Source organism: Celeribacter sp. (assembly GCF_048270365.1).
Lineage (GTDB): Bacteria > Pseudomonadota > Alphaproteobacteria > Rhodobacterales > Rhodobacteraceae > Celeribacter.
On record NZ_JBLWTA010000004.1, the window covers coordinates 78,175 to 94,873 of the forward strand.

The 16,699-nt window shown below is 54.5% G+C and carries 21 protein-coding genes; 12 read left to right on the forward strand and 9 right to left on the reverse strand.

Annotated features, from left to right (window positions below; translation table 11 throughout):
• Positions 1-54 precede the first annotated feature (54 nt).
• Genes ACN0X0_RS06900 through ACN0X0_RS06940 form a run of 9 tightly spaced genes read left to right on the forward strand, consistent with a single transcriptional unit; the run spans position 55 to position 4,662 of the window.
• Entirely contained in the window at positions 55-444 is a 390-nt protein-coding gene (locus ACN0X0_RS06900; RefSeq protein ID WP_417278563.1) for a FlgB family protein, read from the forward strand.
• Positions 445-456: 12 nt separating this feature from the next.
• Positions 457-849: a flagellar basal body rod protein FlgC gene (gene flgC / locus ACN0X0_RS06905; protein WP_226551509.1), complete on the forward strand. Its 393-nt coding sequence runs from the start codon at positions 457-459 to the stop codon at positions 847-849.
• A gap of 28 nt (positions 850-877) precedes the next feature.
• Positions 878-1,174, forward strand: coding sequence for a flagellar hook-basal body complex protein FliE (gene fliE, locus ACN0X0_RS06910; RefSeq protein WP_417278564.1), 297 nt, complete (start codon positions 878-880; stop codon positions 1,172-1,174).
• Positions 1,175-1,177: 3 nt separating this feature from the next.
• The gene (locus ACN0X0_RS06915) at positions 1,178-1,444 is read left to right on the forward strand and encodes a flagellar biosynthetic protein FliQ (RefSeq protein WP_167601100.1); all 267 of its coding nucleotides are present in this window, start codon (positions 1,178-1,180) and stop codon (positions 1,442-1,444) included.
• Positions 1,444-2,160: a flagellar hook-basal body complex protein gene (locus ACN0X0_RS06920; protein WP_417278565.1), complete on the forward strand. Its 717-nt coding sequence runs from the start codon at positions 1,444-1,446 to the stop codon at positions 2,158-2,160. Before ACN0X0_RS06915 ends, ACN0X0_RS06920 begins: the two co-directional genes overlap by 1 nt.
• A gap of 14 nt (positions 2,161-2,174) precedes the next feature.
• The gene (gene flgG / locus ACN0X0_RS06925; protein ID WP_226551524.1) at positions 2,175-2,960 is read left to right on the forward strand and encodes a flagellar basal-body rod protein FlgG; all 786 of its coding nucleotides are present in this window, start codon (positions 2,175-2,177) and stop codon (positions 2,958-2,960) included.
• Positions 2,960-3,391 carry a flagellar basal body P-ring formation chaperone FlgA gene (gene flgA / locus ACN0X0_RS06930; protein WP_417262536.1) on the forward strand — a complete coding sequence of 144 codons (432 nt, stop codon included), beginning with the start codon at positions 2,960-2,962 and terminating at the stop codon, positions 3,389-3,391. Before flgG ends, flgA begins: the two co-directional genes overlap by 1 nt.
• Positions 3,392-3,405: 14 nt before the next feature.
• Positions 3,406-4,131 carry a flagellar basal body L-ring protein FlgH gene (gene flgH, locus ACN0X0_RS06935; RefSeq protein ID WP_417278566.1) on the forward strand — a complete coding sequence of 242 codons (726 nt, stop codon included), beginning with the start codon at positions 3,406-3,408 and terminating at the stop codon, positions 4,129-4,131.
• A gap of 12 nt (positions 4,132-4,143) precedes the next feature.
• Positions 4,144-4,662 (forward strand): flagellar basal body-associated FliL family protein, encoded by a 519-nt coding sequence (locus tag ACN0X0_RS06940; RefSeq protein ID WP_417278567.1) that lies wholly within the window; start codon positions 4,144-4,146, stop codon positions 4,660-4,662.
• A gap of 6 nt (positions 4,663-4,668) precedes the next feature.
• Here ACN0X0_RS06940 and ACN0X0_RS06945 read toward each other — a convergent pair whose 3' ends face one another.
• The 9 genes from ACN0X0_RS06945 to ACN0X0_RS06985 form a co-directional block, all read right to left on the reverse strand.
• Positions 4,669-5,043 (reverse strand): hypothetical protein, encoded by a 375-nt coding sequence (locus tag ACN0X0_RS06945; protein WP_417278568.1) that lies wholly within the window; start codon positions 5,041-5,043, stop codon positions 4,669-4,671.
• Entirely contained in the window at positions 5,040-6,131 is a 1,092-nt protein-coding gene (locus tag ACN0X0_RS06950) for an EscU/YscU/HrcU family type III secretion system export apparatus switch protein (protein ID WP_417278569.1), read from the reverse strand. Before ACN0X0_RS06950 ends, ACN0X0_RS06945 begins: the two co-directional genes overlap by 4 nt.
• A complete protein-coding gene (locus ACN0X0_RS06955; protein ID WP_417278570.1) occupies positions 6,131-6,907 on the reverse strand; it encodes a flagellar biosynthetic protein FliR in 777 nt (258 codons plus the stop codon). The genes ACN0X0_RS06950 and ACN0X0_RS06955 overlap by 1 nt, the downstream gene beginning before the upstream one ends.
• The gene (gene flhA / locus ACN0X0_RS06960) at positions 6,904-8,994 is read right to left on the reverse strand and encodes a flagellar biosynthesis protein FlhA (protein WP_226551538.1); all 2,091 of its coding nucleotides are present in this window, start codon (positions 8,992-8,994) and stop codon (positions 6,904-6,906) included. The genes ACN0X0_RS06955 and flhA overlap by 4 nt, the downstream gene beginning before the upstream one ends.
• Before the next feature lie 148 nt (positions 8,995-9,142).
• A complete protein-coding gene (locus ACN0X0_RS06965) occupies positions 9,143-11,527 on the reverse strand; it encodes a hypothetical protein (protein ID WP_417278571.1) in 2,385 nt (794 codons plus the stop codon).
• Positions 11,524-12,393 carry a flagellar motor stator protein MotA gene (gene motA / locus ACN0X0_RS06970; protein WP_417262469.1) on the reverse strand — a complete coding sequence of 290 codons (870 nt, stop codon included), beginning with the start codon at positions 12,391-12,393 and terminating at the stop codon, positions 11,524-11,526. The genes ACN0X0_RS06965 and motA overlap by 4 nt, the downstream gene beginning before the upstream one ends.
• A gap of 76 nt (positions 12,394-12,469) precedes the next feature.
• Positions 12,470-13,105 carry a MotE family protein gene (locus tag ACN0X0_RS06975; protein ID WP_417278572.1) on the reverse strand — a complete coding sequence of 212 codons (636 nt, stop codon included), beginning with the start codon at positions 13,103-13,105 and terminating at the stop codon, positions 12,470-12,472.
• Complete coding sequence (locus tag ACN0X0_RS06980; RefSeq protein WP_417262467.1) at positions 13,102-13,506, reverse strand: hypothetical protein; 405 nt, start codon at positions 13,504-13,506, stop codon at positions 13,102-13,104. The genes ACN0X0_RS06975 and ACN0X0_RS06980 overlap by 4 nt, the downstream gene beginning before the upstream one ends.
• 10 nt (positions 13,507-13,516) lie before the next feature.
• Positions 13,517-14,017 (reverse strand): flagellar basal body-associated FliL family protein, encoded by a 501-nt coding sequence (locus ACN0X0_RS06985; protein ID WP_417278573.1) that lies wholly within the window; start codon positions 14,015-14,017, stop codon positions 13,517-13,519.
• A 127-nt stretch (positions 14,018-14,144) separates the two neighbouring features.
• Between ACN0X0_RS06985 and fliF the strand changes: the two genes are divergently transcribed.
• From fliF to ACN0X0_RS07000, 3 genes are all read left to right on the forward strand, one after another.
• Positions 14,145-15,788: a flagellar basal-body MS-ring/collar protein FliF gene (gene fliF, locus ACN0X0_RS06990; protein ID WP_417278574.1), complete on the forward strand. Its 1,644-nt coding sequence runs from the start codon at positions 14,145-14,147 to the stop codon at positions 15,786-15,788.
• A gap of 134 nt (positions 15,789-15,922) precedes the next feature.
• Positions 15,923-16,426 (forward strand): flagellar biosynthesis protein, encoded by a 504-nt coding sequence (locus ACN0X0_RS06995; RefSeq protein WP_417262464.1) that lies wholly within the window; start codon positions 15,923-15,925, stop codon positions 16,424-16,426.
• Positions 16,419-16,697 (forward strand): FliM/FliN family flagellar motor switch protein, encoded by a 279-nt coding sequence (locus ACN0X0_RS07000; protein ID WP_226551581.1) that lies wholly within the window; start codon positions 16,419-16,421, stop codon positions 16,695-16,697. Before ACN0X0_RS06995 ends, ACN0X0_RS07000 begins: the two co-directional genes overlap by 8 nt.
• Positions 16,698-16,699: the final 2 nt, after the last annotated feature.

Below are 16,699 nucleotides of genomic sequence, written 5' to 3' on the forward strand. Positions count from 1 at the left end.
TCTAAAGGAATCAGGGTTAAGCCTTGGTTGAGATAACTCGGAGGAGAAGCCCCGATGTTCGAGAATTTGGATATTTTCAAAATGGCGAGCGGCATGGCACGACATGCTGTGACCCGCCAGGAAGTGATCGCGAAAAACATCGCGAATGCGGATACGCCCGAGTATCGCGCAAAGGATATCGCATCCTTTGCCGATGCCTATGACACCACATCTTCTGACACGAAGATGCGCACCACGCGTGCCGGGCACGTGCTTGATTCTACGGCAACACCTTCTGGCTACGATCTGTTCGATGCGCCGGGCGCGACCTCTCCCAACGGCAATACGGTGTCTCTTGAAACCGAGATGATGAAATCGAGCCAGGTGCGGCACGAACATGAGCTCGCGCTCTCTGTCTACAAAAGTTCGATGAATATTCTGCGCACCTCAATCGGTCGCAAATAAGGAGGGAAGTGAATGTCTGATTTGCAAAATATTCTTAACCTGTCCGCCTCGGGCATGCAGGCTCAGTCCAATCGGTTGCGCTATGTGTCCGAGAACATCGCGAACGCAGACACACCCGGCTATCACCGTAAAACCGTTTCCTTTGAAGAGGTTGTCGATCAAGGCGCCAAAACCGGCGCGGTGGAAACCGGCCCGGTGGAGCTTGATGCCTCACCCCTGAGGGAAGTTTACGACCCCGGTCATCCGCTTGCCGGAGAAGACGGGTTTTACGACAGCTCGAATGTCGAGCTCATGATCGAAATCGCGGACGCGCGCGAAGCGCAACGCAGTTACGAGGCGAACCTCAAAGTTTTCGATCAGGCCCGACAAATGTCCTCATCATTGCTTGACCTACTGCGTCGGTAAAACGCCACGCATCATTTAGGAGACCAGAATGGATATCCGATCAGCATTTGCAGCCCAAGGCTACGCCGCCACACGCCCGGCGACCGCGGCACAACCCAAAACCAACGAACAGGCCGCCGAGAACCCTCTCGGCAAGGCCGCCGCGAGTTTTGCGGACACCCTGGCCCAAGGCGAAGAGGTCGCGCAGGCGACCATGGCCGGCAAAGCCGACAGCCAAGCGCTTGTTCAGGCCTTGGCACAGAGCGAGATGGCGATCGAAGCCGCCGTTACCGTGCGTGACAAGGTGGTCGAGGCCTATCAGGAAATCCTTCGGATGCCGGTGTAAGCCATGGATGAACTGGTCTTTTACGACACTCTGAGACAGGGACTTTGGATCGCGACGATGATTTCGACGCCGATCCTTGTCGTCGCGCTGCTCGCCGGTATCACCGTCGGTCTGTTTCAGGCCCTGACGAGCATTCAGGAAATGACGCTTACCTTCGTGCCGAAACTGGTGGCGATCCTGATCGTCTTCTGGATGTCGATGGGCTTCATGACCGAAACCCTGACCAGTTTTTTCCAGGACCGCATCATTCCCTTGATTGGAGGTCTGTGATGGACAGTGCAGGATATACCACACTCACACGCATGGTCGGTCTCAATCGCGAGCTTCAGGCCATTGCGAACAACATCGCGAACGTCTCGACGACTGGTTTTCGCAAAGAGGGCCTGCTGTTTTCCGAGCACATCAGCGCACTCGGCAAAGACGAGGACAGCCTGTCGATGGCGAATGCCAATGTGCGGCTGACCAACAACGCGCAGGGACCTCTGACGCCGACCGGAGGCACCTATGATCTCGCGATTGAGGGCGACGGGTTCTTTCTGGTCGACACCCCGGATGGCCAAGCATTGACCCGCAACGGCGCGTTTACCACCAATCAGCAAGGCGAGCTGACGACCCATGACGGGTATCAGCTTTTGGACAATGGCGGGGCGGCGATTTTCATTCCGCCGGATGCCCAAACCGTCGCCGTGGCCGCCGATGGCACGCTGTCTGCCGATGGTGTGCCGCTGTCGCAAATCGGCCTCTACATGCCGGAAGACCCGACCAGCATGACCCGCAACAATGGTGTCCGCTTCTACACCGACGGCGGGATCGTCCCCCAGGAAGAGGCGGTGATTTTGCAAGGCTATGTCGAAAATTCGAACGTCAATGCGATCACCGAGGTCGCCCGGATGATCGAGGTGCAACACGCCTACACCCTGGGTCAAAAATTCTCTGAGCAAGAAGACGAGCGGATCAAATCCGTCATCTCGACGCTCGGTCGTTAAGAAAGGAGACTGACATGCGTGCACTCCAGATTGCAGCCACGGGCATGAGCGCCCAGCAGATGCGCGTGGAGACCATTTCGCAAAACCTCGCGAACATGAACACCACCGGGTACAACGCGCGGCGCGCCGAGTTCGCCGATCTGCATTATCAACAACTGGCCCGGCCCGGCACGATCAACTCTGCGGATGGGACCATTCTGCCGACCGGCGTTCAGCTTGGTCTGGGTGTGAGGCCCTCTTCTGTCACCGTGGAACTGGCGCAAGGCTCGCTTTCGCCGACCGGCGGCGATCTCGATGTCGCCATCGAGGGTCTCGGTTACCTTGAAGTGACCCTGCCCTCCGGACAATCCGCCTACACGCGTGATGGTGGGCTGAAACGCTCTGCCGATGGTCTGATCGTCACCTCGGATGGGCATCCCGTGGTGCCCGACATCACGATCCCGGATGATGCGCGCGCTATCTCTATCAACGCCGACGGCGAGGTCTACGCCTATTTCAACGACTCGGTCGAGGCTGAACTTTTGGGTCAGTTCACCATGGCCGGTTTCTCAAATGCCAAGGGTCTGGAGGCCATCGGGTCCAACCTGTTTCTGGAAACCGAAGCCTCGGGGCCTGCGAATGTCTCCACCCCCGGTGTCGACGGGCTGGGCACGTTGCGGCAGGGCTATCTTGAGGATAGTTCCGTCGATGCCGTGCGCGAAGTGACCGAGCTGATCGAGGCCCAGCGCGGCTATGAGTTGAATGCCAAAGTTATCACCGCCGCTGACCAGATGCTCTCTGCCACCACGCAAATCCGATGATCAGATTTTTCCTCATACTCACCTCTCTCTGGCTCGCATTGCCAGCAAGCGCAGAGACCGTCGTCGCGGCGCGCACCATTCGTGCGCAGACCATTCTGAGCGCATCAGATCTCGCCATGATCGACGGCAATGTGCCCGGCGCCATCGCCACGATTGACGAGGCGGTCGGGCTTGAGGCGCGGGTCATGCTTTACACGGGCCGTCCGATTTCTCAGGCGGATATCGGGCCTGCCGCCATCATCGACCGCAACCAAATCGTGCCGCTTGTCTATAATCACGGCGGGCTGACCATCTCCGCCGATGGCCGCGCCATGAGCCGCGCCTCCGTGGGCGACGTGGTGCGCGTCATGAATCTTTCTTCAAGAACAACCGTTTCTGGCGTCGTCGCGCCAGATGGATCCATCCATGTCGGCGGAATTGCCGCACATTAATCAGGACTTATGCCATGCGTCTTCATCTTTTCCTGCCCGCTTTTCTCGTTCTGTCGGCGTGCTCCGATCTCAAAGAAGTCGGTCGTCTTCCCGAATTCACCCCGATTGAAAGCTCCTCCGAAACCGCAGCGATGCGTAATCCGTCCTTGCCCGATCAAATCGCGCCGCGCAGCCCGGCCGATGGCGCGTCGCTTTGGAACGCCTCTCGCCAATCTTTGCTTGGGGATCGTCGCGCCATTGAACGGGGCGACATTTTGACGGTCGTGATCGAGATCGATGACAGCGCCGAAATGTCGAACACCTCCAATCGCGGTCGCTCGGGTTCTGAAACCATGGGGATTTCCTCGCTGTTTGGCCTTCCTGAGCGGATCAATGAAGTCCTCCCGGATGGTGCGAGTATGGGGTCTGCCGTGGGCACCAATTCCAACTCGTCCTCGTCGGGAAATGGCAGCGTCAAGCGCAATGAAAAGCTTGAGTTGATGGTCGCAGCGACAATTGTCGATGTGCTCCCAAACGGTGTTTTGCATATTCAGGGCACCCAGGAAGTGCGGGTGAATTACGAAATTCGTGAACTTCTGGTCGAAGGCTATGTCCGACCGGAAGACATCTCCCGGCAAAATGAAATCACCTATGACAAGATCGCCTCCGCACGTATTTCCTACGGTGGCCGTGGTCAGATCACACAGATGCAACAACCTCGATACGGCCAGCAGGTTGCCGATATCGTCTTGCCATTCTGACGGGAGGATCGCGTGATTAAGAAACTCCTCCCCATTCTATTGGCGCTTGTCGGTCTTGGTGCTGGCGTCGGTGGCGGGCTGATGCTTCGGCCCGACCCCGAAATTGTCCAGATTGATCCCTGTGGCGATGTTGGTGCAACCGACCCGAACCATCCGCAACCGGATGCCCATGGCGATGAAGACCATACCGACGAGGAAAATGCAGCCTTCGAGTATGTGAAATTGAACAACCAATTCGTGATCCCTGATCTCGAAGGGGGACGCGTGGTCGCCATGGTTGTTCTGTCGCTCAGCCTGGAGGCCAGAACCGGCGCGCGCGAGACGATTTATGCGCGTGAACCAAAACTTCGGGATGCGTTTCTTCAGGTGCTGTTCGATCACGCCAACACGGGCGGGTTCAAAGGCGCCTTCACAGACAGCAGCACGATGAACGCTCTGCGGCATGCGCTTTTGGAAGTTGCGCAAAAAACCATTGGGCCGGACATCAACGATGTGCTTGTGATCGATATCGTCCGTCAGGACATCAACTGAGACACTTCAAAGAGATTTATCAATGCGCTCGGCCAATTTGCCGAGCGCATCTTTTTTGCCGAATGCCTTGCGCGTGCGTTCAAGCTGCACTTCGCGACGTTCCGCCACCTTCGCGAGCTCTTGCATGAGCTGCCGTTGTTGCTTTGCAGCCCACCTGTCCCAGGCGCCATCTACGCCCATCAAACTGGCCATATCGAAATCAATCGCCCCCCCGACGCATTCCGCACGCTGCTTGCGGCTGGCTTCAAGCTCAGCCAGCCTAAGCCGCAAGGGCTGCTCTTCACGTTTGATCTCAGACAGCTTTGCTAGCTCTGCGTTCAGAGAAAGCTCGGCGACCTCTTGCAGGCGTTTCAAATTTTCCAGCTGCTTTTTTACTGTCATCGTCCGAACTGCGCTTTCATTTTCTGACGCATTTTTTCGGCAAAACGGATGGAGGCTGCGACGGCCCGGTAATGTTCGGGCAGGATTTGCTCGCCAATCTCGACTGTCGCGTAAAGTGCCCGCGCGGTCGGCGGATCGCGATGAATCGGCACGCCGTTTTCATTGGCCGCCTCACGAATGCGCGCGGCAATCTCATCAACACCCTTGGCGACACAGACCGGCGCACCGCCTGTCATGCGATCCCATTTCAGTGCCACCGCGTAATGCGTCGGGTTCACGATCACCACATCTGCTTTTGGCACTTCCGCCAGCATCTGATTCATCACAATCTCAATGCCTTTTTGCCGGCGTTTCATTTTGAAATGCGGATCACCCTCTTGCTCTTTCGCCTCATCCGTCAATTCCTTGCGCGACATCCGGTGTTTGCGCATATGCTCACTGTACTGGAACAGGTAATCGACGCCGCCAATCAACAGCGAAATCATCAGCACGATAACCATAAATCCGACCGTCAATTCGGCCAAAGTTGCCGCAACGATCCCAGGGCTCAGGGACATCGTGGACATGATGAGCGGGAGTTTGGTGTAGAGATAGACACCCAAAACCACGGAATAGATCGACAGTTTGAAAAAGCTCTTGGCAAATTCAAAAAGCCCGGATCGGCCGAATTTATTTTTCGCATTCGAGAGCGGAGAAATTTTCGACAGTTTCGGTTCGATTTTGCTCGGGGCAAAAATCAGCGACCTCGTCGCAAAAATGACCAAAAGTGCCAAAACGGCAGGCACAGCGAACCATGGCAAAAGCCCGGCCCCAATCTCCTGCATCACCCCCATGGTCCAGGGTTTTCCGGACCCGCTAAACCATGCTTCAGCATTCAAATCGGCATTGCCGAGCATGGATTGAAGGGCAGTCCCCATTTTCTGAAGGCTGCCCGCACCGAGTGAAACGGCAGCCGCAATAAAGCCAAAATAGGCGGCGGCTGTTGTCAGATCGTTGGAGCGGGGTATCTCGCCCTTTTTGCGCGCATCATCGAGTCGCTTTTGTGACGGCTCATATTGCTTGTCGTCGTCATCATCTCCCTCAGCCATCAGCGAGCCTCAAACGGATTGAGAAGCAGCTGGGCAAAACCCGCTTGCCAGATCTCAAGCAGGATTGGCGCGGTCGCAAAGAGAAGGAGCAGCCCTCCCAAAGTGATTGCAGGTGCACCGACGAATGCCACCATCAGCGACGGCATCGCACGGTTAATGACACCGAGCGCCACGTTGTAGATGAGAGATGCAATGACAAAGGGTGCAGCCAAACTGAACGAGAGAGCGAAGGCTTTGGAAATATGATCCACCCCCCACATCATGACATCTTGCGGCGGAAGGAACTGGCCCGCGGGGAAATACCAATAGGACAAGATCAGAATTTCTGCGATGCGCACATGCAATCCAAGCATCACCGCAAGCGCGAGGCCGGCCACGAAGAACAGGTGGCCAATCGCGGGCTGTGCCTCGACCGCACCCCCGCCGAAAATTTGTGACAGCGACGTGGATTGCGCCACCATTGTTCCCGCGATTTGCAACACCATGACGAAGAGTCTGAGGATCAATCCCAGCAACAGGCCGGAGATTACCTCGGTTGCAACGGCGCGCGCGAGACTTTGTGGGGACGCGGTGAGATGCTGTATTTCCGAAACGACGGCAGGAAAAACGATGGCCGTGAAGGCAATCGCCAAAACAAGACGCACGCGCTCGGGGATGGATTGCTCTCCGAATGCGGGCACGACGGCCATCATCGCGCCCACGCGAAGAAAGACAAGAAACGCAGCCAACAACCCCGCTTGGCTCAGTTCGAGAAGCTCTGCGAGGCTTTCGGTCATGCCGGTACCAATCCAACCAGAGACGGTTTCGCATCCGTGCCAATCTCTTCAAAAGAATAGACAGGGTTTTGGATGCCTTGGGCGGACAGAACCGTACGAAGGAAACGGCGCCTGCGCGTTGAGGTCACGATGCCAGGATAAATCCCGCTTTCCCCGGCCTTGGCAATTTTATCCGCCATGGTCTTGGCAAGCTTGTTGAACTGATCCGGAGGCAGAGCGATGTCGGAATGCCCTCTCTCGCCATCGATTTGATAGGTCGTGAATCTTTCTTCCCATTCCGGTGACAATTGCAATAAAGGCAGCGTTCCGTCATCGCGCTTGATTTCAGAGATGAGCTGAAAGCCCAGCCGTTGACGCACATGTTCGCAAATCGACTCGGCATTCGCATGGGAACCGCGCGCCTCGGAAATGGATTCGAGGATCAGCGCCATGTTGCGAATGGAAACACGCTCCTCCAACAGAAGGCGCAACACGGAGAGCAATAGATCCATAGGAACACGATCAGGGATAAGCTCGTTGAGGAGTTTTTGATTGGCTTCGGCTCTGGATTTATCCGTCAGATTGGTCATTTCATCGAGCAGTCGCCGCAAGGATTTCATAGTCAACAAGCGCGGAAAATTGCGTTTGATCACCTCGAGCAAATGCGTCGCAAGCACCTCGGTGGCGCCGACGACCGTGGACCCCATCAAAGCCGCATCCTCTTTTTTCGAGGGATCAATCCACCGCGCGGGTGCGCCGTAAACAGGTTCGGATACATCCTCACCCAAAGGCAGCGTGGAGGCGTCGCCCGACACCAGCGCCAGAACCTTATCCTTGCGCAAGCGGTCCTTGGCCTGCTCGACCCCCTGAATGCGGACGACATATGTACCCGACGGCAAACTTGGATCATCAGTCAGCCGAATTTCCGGCAAGATAAGGCCAAAAACACTGGCCACATGGTTGCGCATATTGGCGATACGCGCATCCAGTCCGGTTTGCTGATCCAGAACCATTGCCACGAGATCGGGCGCGAATTCGACGTGAATGTCGTCCAGATCGAGCACATCTCCCATGGATTCGCGTTCTTCTTTGGGGCGCGGCTCAGCGGCCTCTTTCTTTTCTTGTTCTTTTTTTTCCTCTTCGTTCTTGCGGGAGACGAAATAGGCACTGGCGGCAAGGGCGATTGCGCCGCCAATAAATGGAATGAACGGCAGCCCCGGCACGAATGCAAAGAGCGCCATCAAAAGGGCAACTGTGTAAAGCGCGGGAGGATATTTTCCCAGCTGTCGAAACAGCGCGAGGTCTGCAGATCCGCTGGTTCCGCCTTTCGCAAGCAACAGCGCCGCTGCGATGGAGATGATCACAGAAGGAATCTGACTGACCAAACCGTCGCCCACGGTCAGAATTGCATATGTTTCGAAAGCTTTTCCCAAGGGCATACCGTGAACCGCAATTCCGATCACCAACCCCATGACGATATTCATCAGTGTGATCAGAAGCCCTGCGACAGCATCCCCTTTTACGAATTTTGAAGCACCGTCCAAAGACCCGAAAAATGTGGTTTCCGCCAGTTCTTGTTCTCGCCGCTGTTTGGCTTCTTCATGTGTGATCGCGCCAGCCGAAAGGTCCGCATCAATGGCAAGCTGTCGGCCAGGCATCCCGTCCAAGGCAAAACGCGCGCCGACTTCCGCCATGCGCCCGGCACCTTTGGTGATCACCATGAAGTTCACAATGAGGAGAACCGTGAAGACCACCAACCCCAAGAGGACGGAGCCGCTCATCACAAAACTCGCAAAGCCCTCGATCACATTGCCCGCGGCAGATGTGCCTGTGTGCCCCTGTCCGATGATGAGTTTGGTTGAAGACACATTCAAAGACAGGCGCAACATGAGGCTGGCGAGAAGGATGGTCGGGAAGGCCGAAAAATCCAAAGGTCTTTCAATGAAGAGCGTCACGGTAAAGATCAGGATCGCGAGCGCAAAGCTCGCCGCCAAACCGAGGTCCAACACCCATGAGGGCACGGGCAAGACCATCATGACGATCACAACCATCAGTGCCAGCGCGAGCAAGATTGTTGGTTTGAAAAGACTTGAAATATTGAAATTCATGATGCCCTCACGCGCAAACAGAGAGCGGCTAACATGAAAATTTTAAGCTTTATGATACGCATTTTCTCACTCGCCGCATTTCTTGCTGCAACTCGAGAATACGGCAGACGTGGTTTACAAAGTGTTGACGCCAACCACAGTCAATACTTCAGTTTAGCATGGACTCAAGCACACTGCGTGTTTCACGACTGGACGAAAGCATGTCTTCGACAGACGATAAAGTTGGTGCAGCCCCATTATTTTCGTCGACCATGTCTATTGGCCGGCTCATGACATCTGCAAAATCGGACATTCCGGTTTTTTGAGATTGCCCCAAACTCTCCCAGTCCTCCGCCATTATAGAAAAAGTATCTCGCTCAGGATTGGACGGATTGTCCCCCAAAACGCGTGCAGCGCTTTCAGGATCATTCAAATAAAAATACGCTTTGGCAGCAATATTTCTCGCCTCTTCACCTTCAACCTGAGTCGCATATCTGAGTGCGGCCTCCGACTCTCCCATACCCAGAAAAGCCTTTGCCAAAATCAATTTCGGCGCATCCTCATCTTGCTCCGAATAACCGGCCATGAAATCCAAGGTTAGATCAAAGAAGCCCATGTCCAGCAAACGCTCAGACGCCTCAACGCGCGCTGCATTTGTAAGCTTCTCCGCCAGAATCTCCTCGCGATGAGCAAGGATGACTTTCAAAAAAGTTGTATCATTCGCATTGCCCGCCAATTCTTCCAAGGCCTGTGATACAAGATCATTTTTTTGATCATCGGTGAATTTATGCTCCGGCTTCAATGCCAAGACTTGCCGCAGAGCAATATCGGCCCCTCCCGAATAAATTCGGGCGAGAAGGGCAGCATTTTGTAATGTGCCTTCGTAGGAATTCCCGCGAAATTCTACTGCCAGTGCTTCCGCATTTTCCGCCAATCTTTCGTCGATTTTTGCACCTCCTGAGACCTTGGTCAAAATGAGCTCGACCAAGGCTTCTGGAGCTGTATCTCCATTTTCATCAACAATATTTTCGAGCTTCTGGACCCCTTCATCCAGATTGCCGTCAGCCAGTTCAAGCTCTGCATCTAGAAGGTCAAAGGCATCGCCGTGATCACCTTCTGTCCGCAAGATTGCATTTTGGATATATTTGGCGCTGTCCATGTCATTGATCGCCATAAAGCGCTCTGACAAAGATGGCCCAAGATGGCGGCGGAGATGAATCGGAAGCGCCGAAAATGTCGACAAGACGCTATCCAGATTATAGGTCTCCCAAGTATTAAAGTCTTTCTTTGCGATCACAGACCAGAAAGCGACCGCACCATTACAACCAAACTGCTTGTCCAAGCGTCCTGGAGCATCTGTATATCCTTGGTCCATGATGTCAGACATTGCAGAAAGAATGTCATGGCCCTCAACGGTCACGCCAAAATCTTTCAGGACCGATTTTGCTTCCGCACCGAACGTGAGGTAGAGGTAATATTGCGCCAGGCGCTTCACACCATCAGGGTTGGGGAGATCAAATTCTCCAATCGCCGCAGCGCGCCTTTCTGGTAGATTTAAACCCTCCTCTAAGGGCTGCCCCCAGTCAGTGATTTGAACGAGTGTGTTGTCCAGACAGACTGTGCCATGCCCATCCGTCAAATTTTGTCCAGATTGGTTATTTTGCTCGCGATCGATTGAGGACTGAATACGAATATGGGAACGCGCTTGCACCGGCTCCTCTGTGATGGTCGCAGCCTCTTCTGCAACCTGTGCCGGTGTATCTTGCCCCTCATGATAGGAGCGCGTTTCCTCGACCACTTTTTCGGTTTCGGACACATCCGGGTCCAGAAGTCCCTGCGAGACAGCGCGCCCAATCTGTTCAAGCAACTGTCGCTCCAACTCATCGACGCGCTCTGACTTGATCTCCATTTGTTGATCGAGGGAATCGATGAATGCGCTTGCAGAGGTATTGGGGGCGTTATCTTGCTCGGCCGTTTTAGACATAATGATCGGAAGTTCCACCGGATCATTTTCAACAATCCAATCATCGTTCACAGACGAGAATCGGTCATCGCCATCGCTTGAGGCCAATGTATCTTTTGTCGCAGCCTGATTTTCCGTTTCTGGAAGAGTTTCCTCTACAGGTGCAGGCTCCGTGACGGAAACATCAGCGCCTGGTTCAGAACTCAAATCAGCCTCGAACTCAGACACGGTCGATGGCGCGCCGTCTTTAACGTCAATCACAAGACGGCCAGCACGCAATTCAAACACGTCTGCATGAACATTTTCAGGAGTGGTTAATCTCACATAGCCTGGGCCAACCTCGATATCCTTGATACGATCACGCGGAATTTTCTGGAAAACTTCGCCAGTCTGAAATGTAAAATCTTCCGACTCGGTTCGAAATTCATACTGCCCGCCTGAGCGACCGAATTCCCAACTGACCTCAGAGGGAAATTGCATCACAAGTCGCGAAAAGCCGGCATGCTCCCCTGAGCGCACATCAATGACTTCTGCCAGCAAACCATACGGCAAAACGACAAAACCCAAGATCAAGCCAAGAATTCGGATCATGCGGCCTCCGATTTCACCTCTTTGAGCGCTTCCTCCAAATCGGAAAAACTCGGTCGGTAGTGACCAGGTGTATTTTGACGCCCGACTTCGATGCAGATGTTCGTTGCATGATTGTGCAGGTTGGCCACGAGAACTTCTCGGATGAGCTGATAAAAATGCCCATCTTCCTCGATGACATCCTTCATCTTGCCAGCAAAAGGACCCACGATCCCGTAGGCAAGAAACACGCCCAAAAAGGTCCCAACGAGAGCACCGCCAATCATTTTACCAAGAATTTCTGGAGGCTGGTCAATCGAGGCCATCGTTTTGATCACCCCCAAAACAGCGGCCACAATGCCAAGCGCTGGCAAACCGTCACCAACAGCTGCCATGGCGTGCGATGAATGCAGCGCATGATGCATATTGGTTTCCAGTCGCTTTTCCAAAACCTCTTCGACCTGATGCGGATCATCGTAATTCATGGAAGCAGACCGTAGCGTGTCACAGGTCAAGGCAATTGCTTCCTTATCAGCAAGGATTTTAGGGTATTTCGTGAATATAGACGAGTTTTCAGGTGCTTCGATATGTTCCTCGAGCCCGACCGGATTTTGCCTGGCCAAGCGAATCAATTCGAAAAGAAGGCATAGCAAATCCTTGTAATCTTCCGGTTTCCACTTTGGACCTTTGAAGACCTTGCCGATATCTTTGAGCGTGTGCTTGATCCCCGACATATCGTTCGAGATCACGAAAGCACCAGCCGCCGCCCCACCAATCATCATGAACTCAAAAGGCAGAGATTTCAAAATGATACCGAGCTTACCGCCAGCGGCAATATAGCCGCCGAACACCATAATGAAGATCAGCAGAATTCCAACGATACCGATCATGTTCTCATGTCCTTATGTCTTCGGTTCAAACAAGATCAACCTGTCACAAACCTCTTAAGAAAGTTTGCCAAACGCCCTATTCACTCGGCGCTTTCGCATTTCGACCAGCCAAAATAACCGAGATTGTGTAGGCTGTTTCCGGCTTCAAACCCGCCATGATCGCCCCAGCAGCATCAGACCGCATTCGTCCAAGAAAACCTGCGGCAAAATCGGGCGACATTGCCTCGAAGAGAGCTGCCGCTTCTTTCGGTTTCATCGATTCGTAAACCGCCGTAAGCTTTGACAAATCGTCTTCCGACGCCGTTTGTGAGCGCGTCATCGTGGCTTGAAGCCGCGCTTCCGCATCCTCCAAGGCAGACAGGTTTTCCAACACTTCTGCGCGCGCCAAATCGATCGACTTCATCTTTTGCGCGATCATGAGCTCTTTCTCTTCGACGTCTCTTTCGCGCTTCAAAAGAGCTGCGATCAGTGCTGCAGATTCCTCATCGGTTTGACAAATTTCCGATGACTGCCCCAGGTTTTCAGCAGTTTCTGTATGCGAAAGCTCGGACATTTCGCGGGCAATCGCCGCACCCGTTCCTGAGACCAAACGAATGGCTGCGGAGGCGACAAATATCATTGCAAGCACCCAAAGTGCGCCGCGACCCGAACGAAGTCGGCGTTTCACTTTGGTTTTAGGCTGAACCTTTGGGGATTTTTTTGCCTTTATCATTGTGCAGCCTCCACGCGACGTCTCTGGCTGAGAAACAAGGTTTCGCCTTCAGGCTCCTCTTTGGTTTCCCGCCATTCCGCTTCTGCTTTCGGATTGGGTTTGACCGGCTCAGGGGCTGCTGGCAGGTCATGCATGGAGGCAATCAAAAGCTCCATACGGCGCGACACATCTTCGGCTCTCTGGGTCAGATCCTCCAATTTCGCAGCGGACATCCCCGCCGTTTTCTGCGCCTTCGTCAATGTTTTCGTCATGTCGTCGACCTGCGCGGACAGCACAGCAATGGCACCACCGACGCCTTTTTCCAGATCCGTAAAGCGGCTCAAACGACGCGCCAGGACCACGCAATAGACAGCGACAGCCAACGTTCCGGCGATCATGAGGATATCTGCGATCAGTTCCATTTCCGGGCCCTCAATTTATAACAAATTCCATGATGAGCACATCCTTGACGCGGCCCTCTCCGGCCACGATTTGAAGACGTCTCAAAATCTGCGCGCGCAAACGCACCAGAGCCGAAGGGTTTTCCAAGTCCGCCACATCGACCGCCCTCAGATACCCGTTCAGCACGTCCATGACGCGCGGCAGCAAGGTGATCACTTCCTGCTCATATTGCAGCGGCACTTCGAGTTGCGCTTGAAACCGCAAATGCCGCCCACGGCCCGTCGTATCGATCAAGTTGACGATCAGCGGCTCTACGGACACGAAGGCCACGCTTGGCAGCGGTGCCATCGGTTCTTCGTCGAGAGCCGCGAGGTCTTCATCCACGTGCTCCGTTTCGGGCGCAAAGAGCATACCCGAATAGACGGCGAAAAAACCGCCACCGCCCAGAACCAACATCAAGACCACCCCCAGGATCAGGGGGAGTTTCGATTTTTTCTTCGGTTCTTCTTTAAGCTGTTCTTCTTCAGCCATGGGTCCATCCAGAAATTTTTGTTCCGAATCTGTTTTATCCCGAAGGTAGCTAACCGATTGTTAAGGCTGATCGGACATTTCTAAGAACAGGCGGGGGCAGAAGCCCGCACATTCAAGGAGTGTCGTCTTGCAACAGATTCTTTCTGTGTGGTCCAATTTAGATCCCAAACGTCGTATCATCGTCGTCGGCGCAACCGTGCTGATGTTTGCTGCGATCATTGGCTTGTCCCGCATGGCGACGAAACCGTCCATGTCACTCTTGTATTCCGGGCTGGAGACCAGCGCTGCCGGCGAGGTGGTTCAGTCCCTCGAGGCGCAAGGCATGGCCTATGAGATTCGCGGTGGTGCGATTTTCGTGCCTGCCGACGCCCGCGATGAATTGCGCATGACTTTGGCCTCAGAAGGACTGCCTGCGAATTCTACGGGTGGCTATGAGTTGCTTGATTCTCTTTCCGGTTTCGGCACGACGTCACAGATGTTCGATGCCGCCTACTGGCGGGCCAAAGAGGGTGAAATTGCACGAACAATCGTTTCTTCTCAACAGATTAGAACAGCTCGCGTCCACATCGCCAATCCGTCATCTCAACCCTTCAAACGCGAAATCGCCGCGTCTGCTTCCGTGACAGTGACCGCCAACAGTGGTGCGATTTCTGCCGAACAAGCCAAAGCGTTTCGGTATTTGGTCTCCTCCGCCGTCGCAGGCCTGTCGCCAGAAAACGTCTCGATTATTGATGGTCGCACGGGCGTCGTCGTGAGCGGTGATGATCCAGCGACGGGCACGAGCGGCAGCACAGATCGTGCCGATGAAATGCGTCAGAATGTGCAGCGCCTGCTCGAAGCCCGGGTCGGTGTCGGCAAGGCCGTTGTCGAAGTTTCGGTGGAAACAGAAACGGATCAGGAATCCATCGTCGAACGCCATTTCGACCCGGAAAGCCGTGTCGCGATCAGTTCGGAAACCGAAGAACGCAGCACCTCTTCGCAAGATAGCGGGGGTGGATCTGTCACGGTGGCCTCCAATCTGCCCGATGGTGCAGGTGCGACAGGACGTGATTCGAGTTCGAACAACAGTGAAACGCGTGAACGCGTGAATTACGAAGTGTCCGAAACCCGTCGCGAAATTCAACGCGGTCCCGGTGCAATCAAACGCCTGACTGTGGCCGTTTTGGTCGATGGCCTCAGAACGGTTAACCCGGATACCGAAGAAGTAACTTGGGCTCCGAGAAGCGCCGAAGAGCTTGAGGCTCTGCGCGATCTGGTGGCATCCGCCATCGGGTACAATGAGGAACGGGGTGATCAGATTACGCTCAAAACCATGGAGTTTGAGCCTGTTCTCGTGGAAGGCACCGAGGCGCAAAGCTCTCTCATGTCCGCGATGAGCATTGATCTGATGTCCATCATTCAACTGGCGGTGCTGGCTGTCGTCTCCCTTATTCTCGGCCTCTTTGTCCTGCGGCCGATCTTGGCCAAGCCGTCCATCGGCCTCCCTGCGCCGGTCGATGCCTCTATCGAAAATATGTCTGAGAATATGCCCGCCACGATCCCCGTACCCGACCTTCCACGGCCAACCGCGCCCGCTTTGACCGGTGAAATTTCCGATGGCGGTTTCGAATTGCCGACAATGGGCGTCGTCTCCGATTTCGATTTCGGGGACGACGAGATCGGTATGCCGAGCGATCCGGTAAAACGCCTCAGAAAGCTTATCGAAGACCGCCAGGATGAAACGGTTGAGATTCTGCGTGGCTGGATGGAAGACACTGAGGAGACGGCGTAATGACCTCTTTATTCCCGCTTGAGGACTTTGGGGCAGCCCCCAAACCGAAACCGAAAGCCCAAAAAGCTCAGGATGTCCCGCCGCAACCCGCTCCGCCCGCTGGACCTTCGGAAGAAGAAATCGAGGCCAGCCGTATGGCCGCCTATGAACAGGGGTACAAAGCGGGTTGGGATGATGCGACGCGGGCCGAAGGCGAAGATCAATCGAGAATCGGGGCTGAATTTGCGCGCAACCTTCAGGATTTGGGCTTCACATTTCATGAGGCCCGTTCGCATGTCATGAAGGCGCTTGAGCCGCTTTTGACAGAAATGGTGAGCAAGGTCCTACCCAATCTTGTCAACGAAACGCTGGGCCAGACCATTCTCGAAGAGCTTTTGCCAATGGCCGAAGATGCCTCGGATGCGCCGATACAAATTGTTGTTTCTCCCGCATCACGCCCAGCAATTCAGCGTCTCATTGACGACTCGTTAACCATTCCATTGGACATCATTGAAGAACCAAGTCTCGCCGAAGGTCAGGTGTATCTGCGCATGGGCGAGCTTGAGAAAAAGATCGATATGGATTCCGCCGTCGAAAAAATCGGCAAGGCCATCAATGCGGTCTATGCCCTGAATGAGGAGGCCATGAAACATGGTTGAACAGACTGAAGACACTGCCGCGAACCCGTTTTCTCAGGTTCCCATCGAGATCACGATTTCTGTCGGCAAAGCCAGGCCGCTCGTGAAGGATTTGCTGAAACTGCAAAGCGACAGCATCCTCCCTCTGGATCGCAATATCGAGGACCCTGTTGAACTTTATGTCGGTGACAAACTGATTGCGCGTGGCGAATTGCAGGAGCTGGAGGGCGGGCAAGCCGGTCAATTGGCCGTGCGCCTCATCGAGGTTGCCGATCTGAAAAACGGATTGTGAGC

Excerpts from the sequence above, each read along its gene's own strand:
- ACN0X0_RS06900 (WP_417278563.1), top strand. The coding sequence starts at position 55 with ATGTTCGAGAATTTGGATATTTTCAAAATGGCGAGCGGCATGGCACGA.
- flgC (WP_226551509.1), top strand. The coding sequence starts at position 457 with ATGTCTGATTTGCAAAATATTCTTAACCTGTCCGCCTCGGGCATGCAG.
- fliE (WP_417278564.1), top strand. The coding sequence starts at position 878 with ATGGATATCCGATCAGCATTTGCAGCCCAAGGCTACGCCGCCACACGC.
- ACN0X0_RS06915 (WP_167601100.1), top strand. The coding sequence starts at position 1,178 with ATGGATGAACTGGTCTTTTACGACACTCTGAGACAGGGACTTTGGATC.
- ACN0X0_RS06920 (WP_417278565.1), top strand. The coding sequence starts at position 1,444 with ATGGACAGTGCAGGATATACCACACTCACACGCATGGTCGGTCTCAAT.
- flgG (WP_226551524.1), top strand. The coding sequence starts at position 2,175 with ATGCGTGCACTCCAGATTGCAGCCACGGGCATGAGCGCCCAGCAGATG.
- flgH (WP_417278566.1), top strand. The coding sequence starts at position 3,406 with ATGCGTCTTCATCTTTTCCTGCCCGCTTTTCTCGTTCTGTCGGCGTGC.
- ACN0X0_RS06945 (WP_417278568.1), bottom strand. The coding sequence starts at position 5,043 with ATGACAGTAAAAAAGCAGCTGGAAAATTTGAAACGCCTGCAAGAGGTC.
- ACN0X0_RS06950 (WP_417278569.1), bottom strand. The coding sequence starts at position 6,131 with ATGGCTGAGGGAGATGATGACGACGACAAGCAATATGAGCCGTCACAA.
- ACN0X0_RS06955 (WP_417278570.1), bottom strand. The coding sequence starts at position 6,907 with ATGACCGAAAGCCTCGCAGAGCTTCTCGAACTGAGCCAAGCGGGGTTG.
- flhA (WP_226551538.1), bottom strand. The coding sequence starts at position 8,994 with ATGAATTTCAATATTTCAAGTCTTTTCAAACCAACAATCTTGCTCGCG.
- ACN0X0_RS06965 (WP_417278571.1), bottom strand. The coding sequence starts at position 11,527 with ATGATCCGAATTCTTGGCTTGATCTTGGGTTTTGTCGTTTTGCCGTAT.
- motA (WP_417262469.1), bottom strand. The coding sequence starts at position 12,393 with ATGATCGGTATCGTTGGAATTCTGCTGATCTTCATTATGGTGTTCGGC.
- ACN0X0_RS06975 (WP_417278572.1), bottom strand. The coding sequence starts at position 13,105 with ATGATAAAGGCAAAAAAATCCCCAAAGGTTCAGCCTAAAACCAAAGTG.
- ACN0X0_RS06980 (WP_417262467.1), bottom strand. The coding sequence starts at position 13,506 with ATGGAACTGATCGCAGATATCCTCATGATCGCCGGAACGTTGGCTGTC.
- ACN0X0_RS06985 (WP_417278573.1), bottom strand. The coding sequence starts at position 14,017 with ATGGCTGAAGAAGAACAGCTTAAAGAAGAACCGAAGAAAAAATCGAAA.
- ACN0X0_RS06995 (WP_417262464.1), top strand. The coding sequence starts at position 15,923 with ATGGCCGCCTATGAACAGGGGTACAAAGCGGGTTGGGATGATGCGACG.
- ACN0X0_RS07000 (WP_226551581.1), top strand. The coding sequence starts at position 16,419 with ATGGTTGAACAGACTGAAGACACTGCCGCGAACCCGTTTTCTCAGGTT.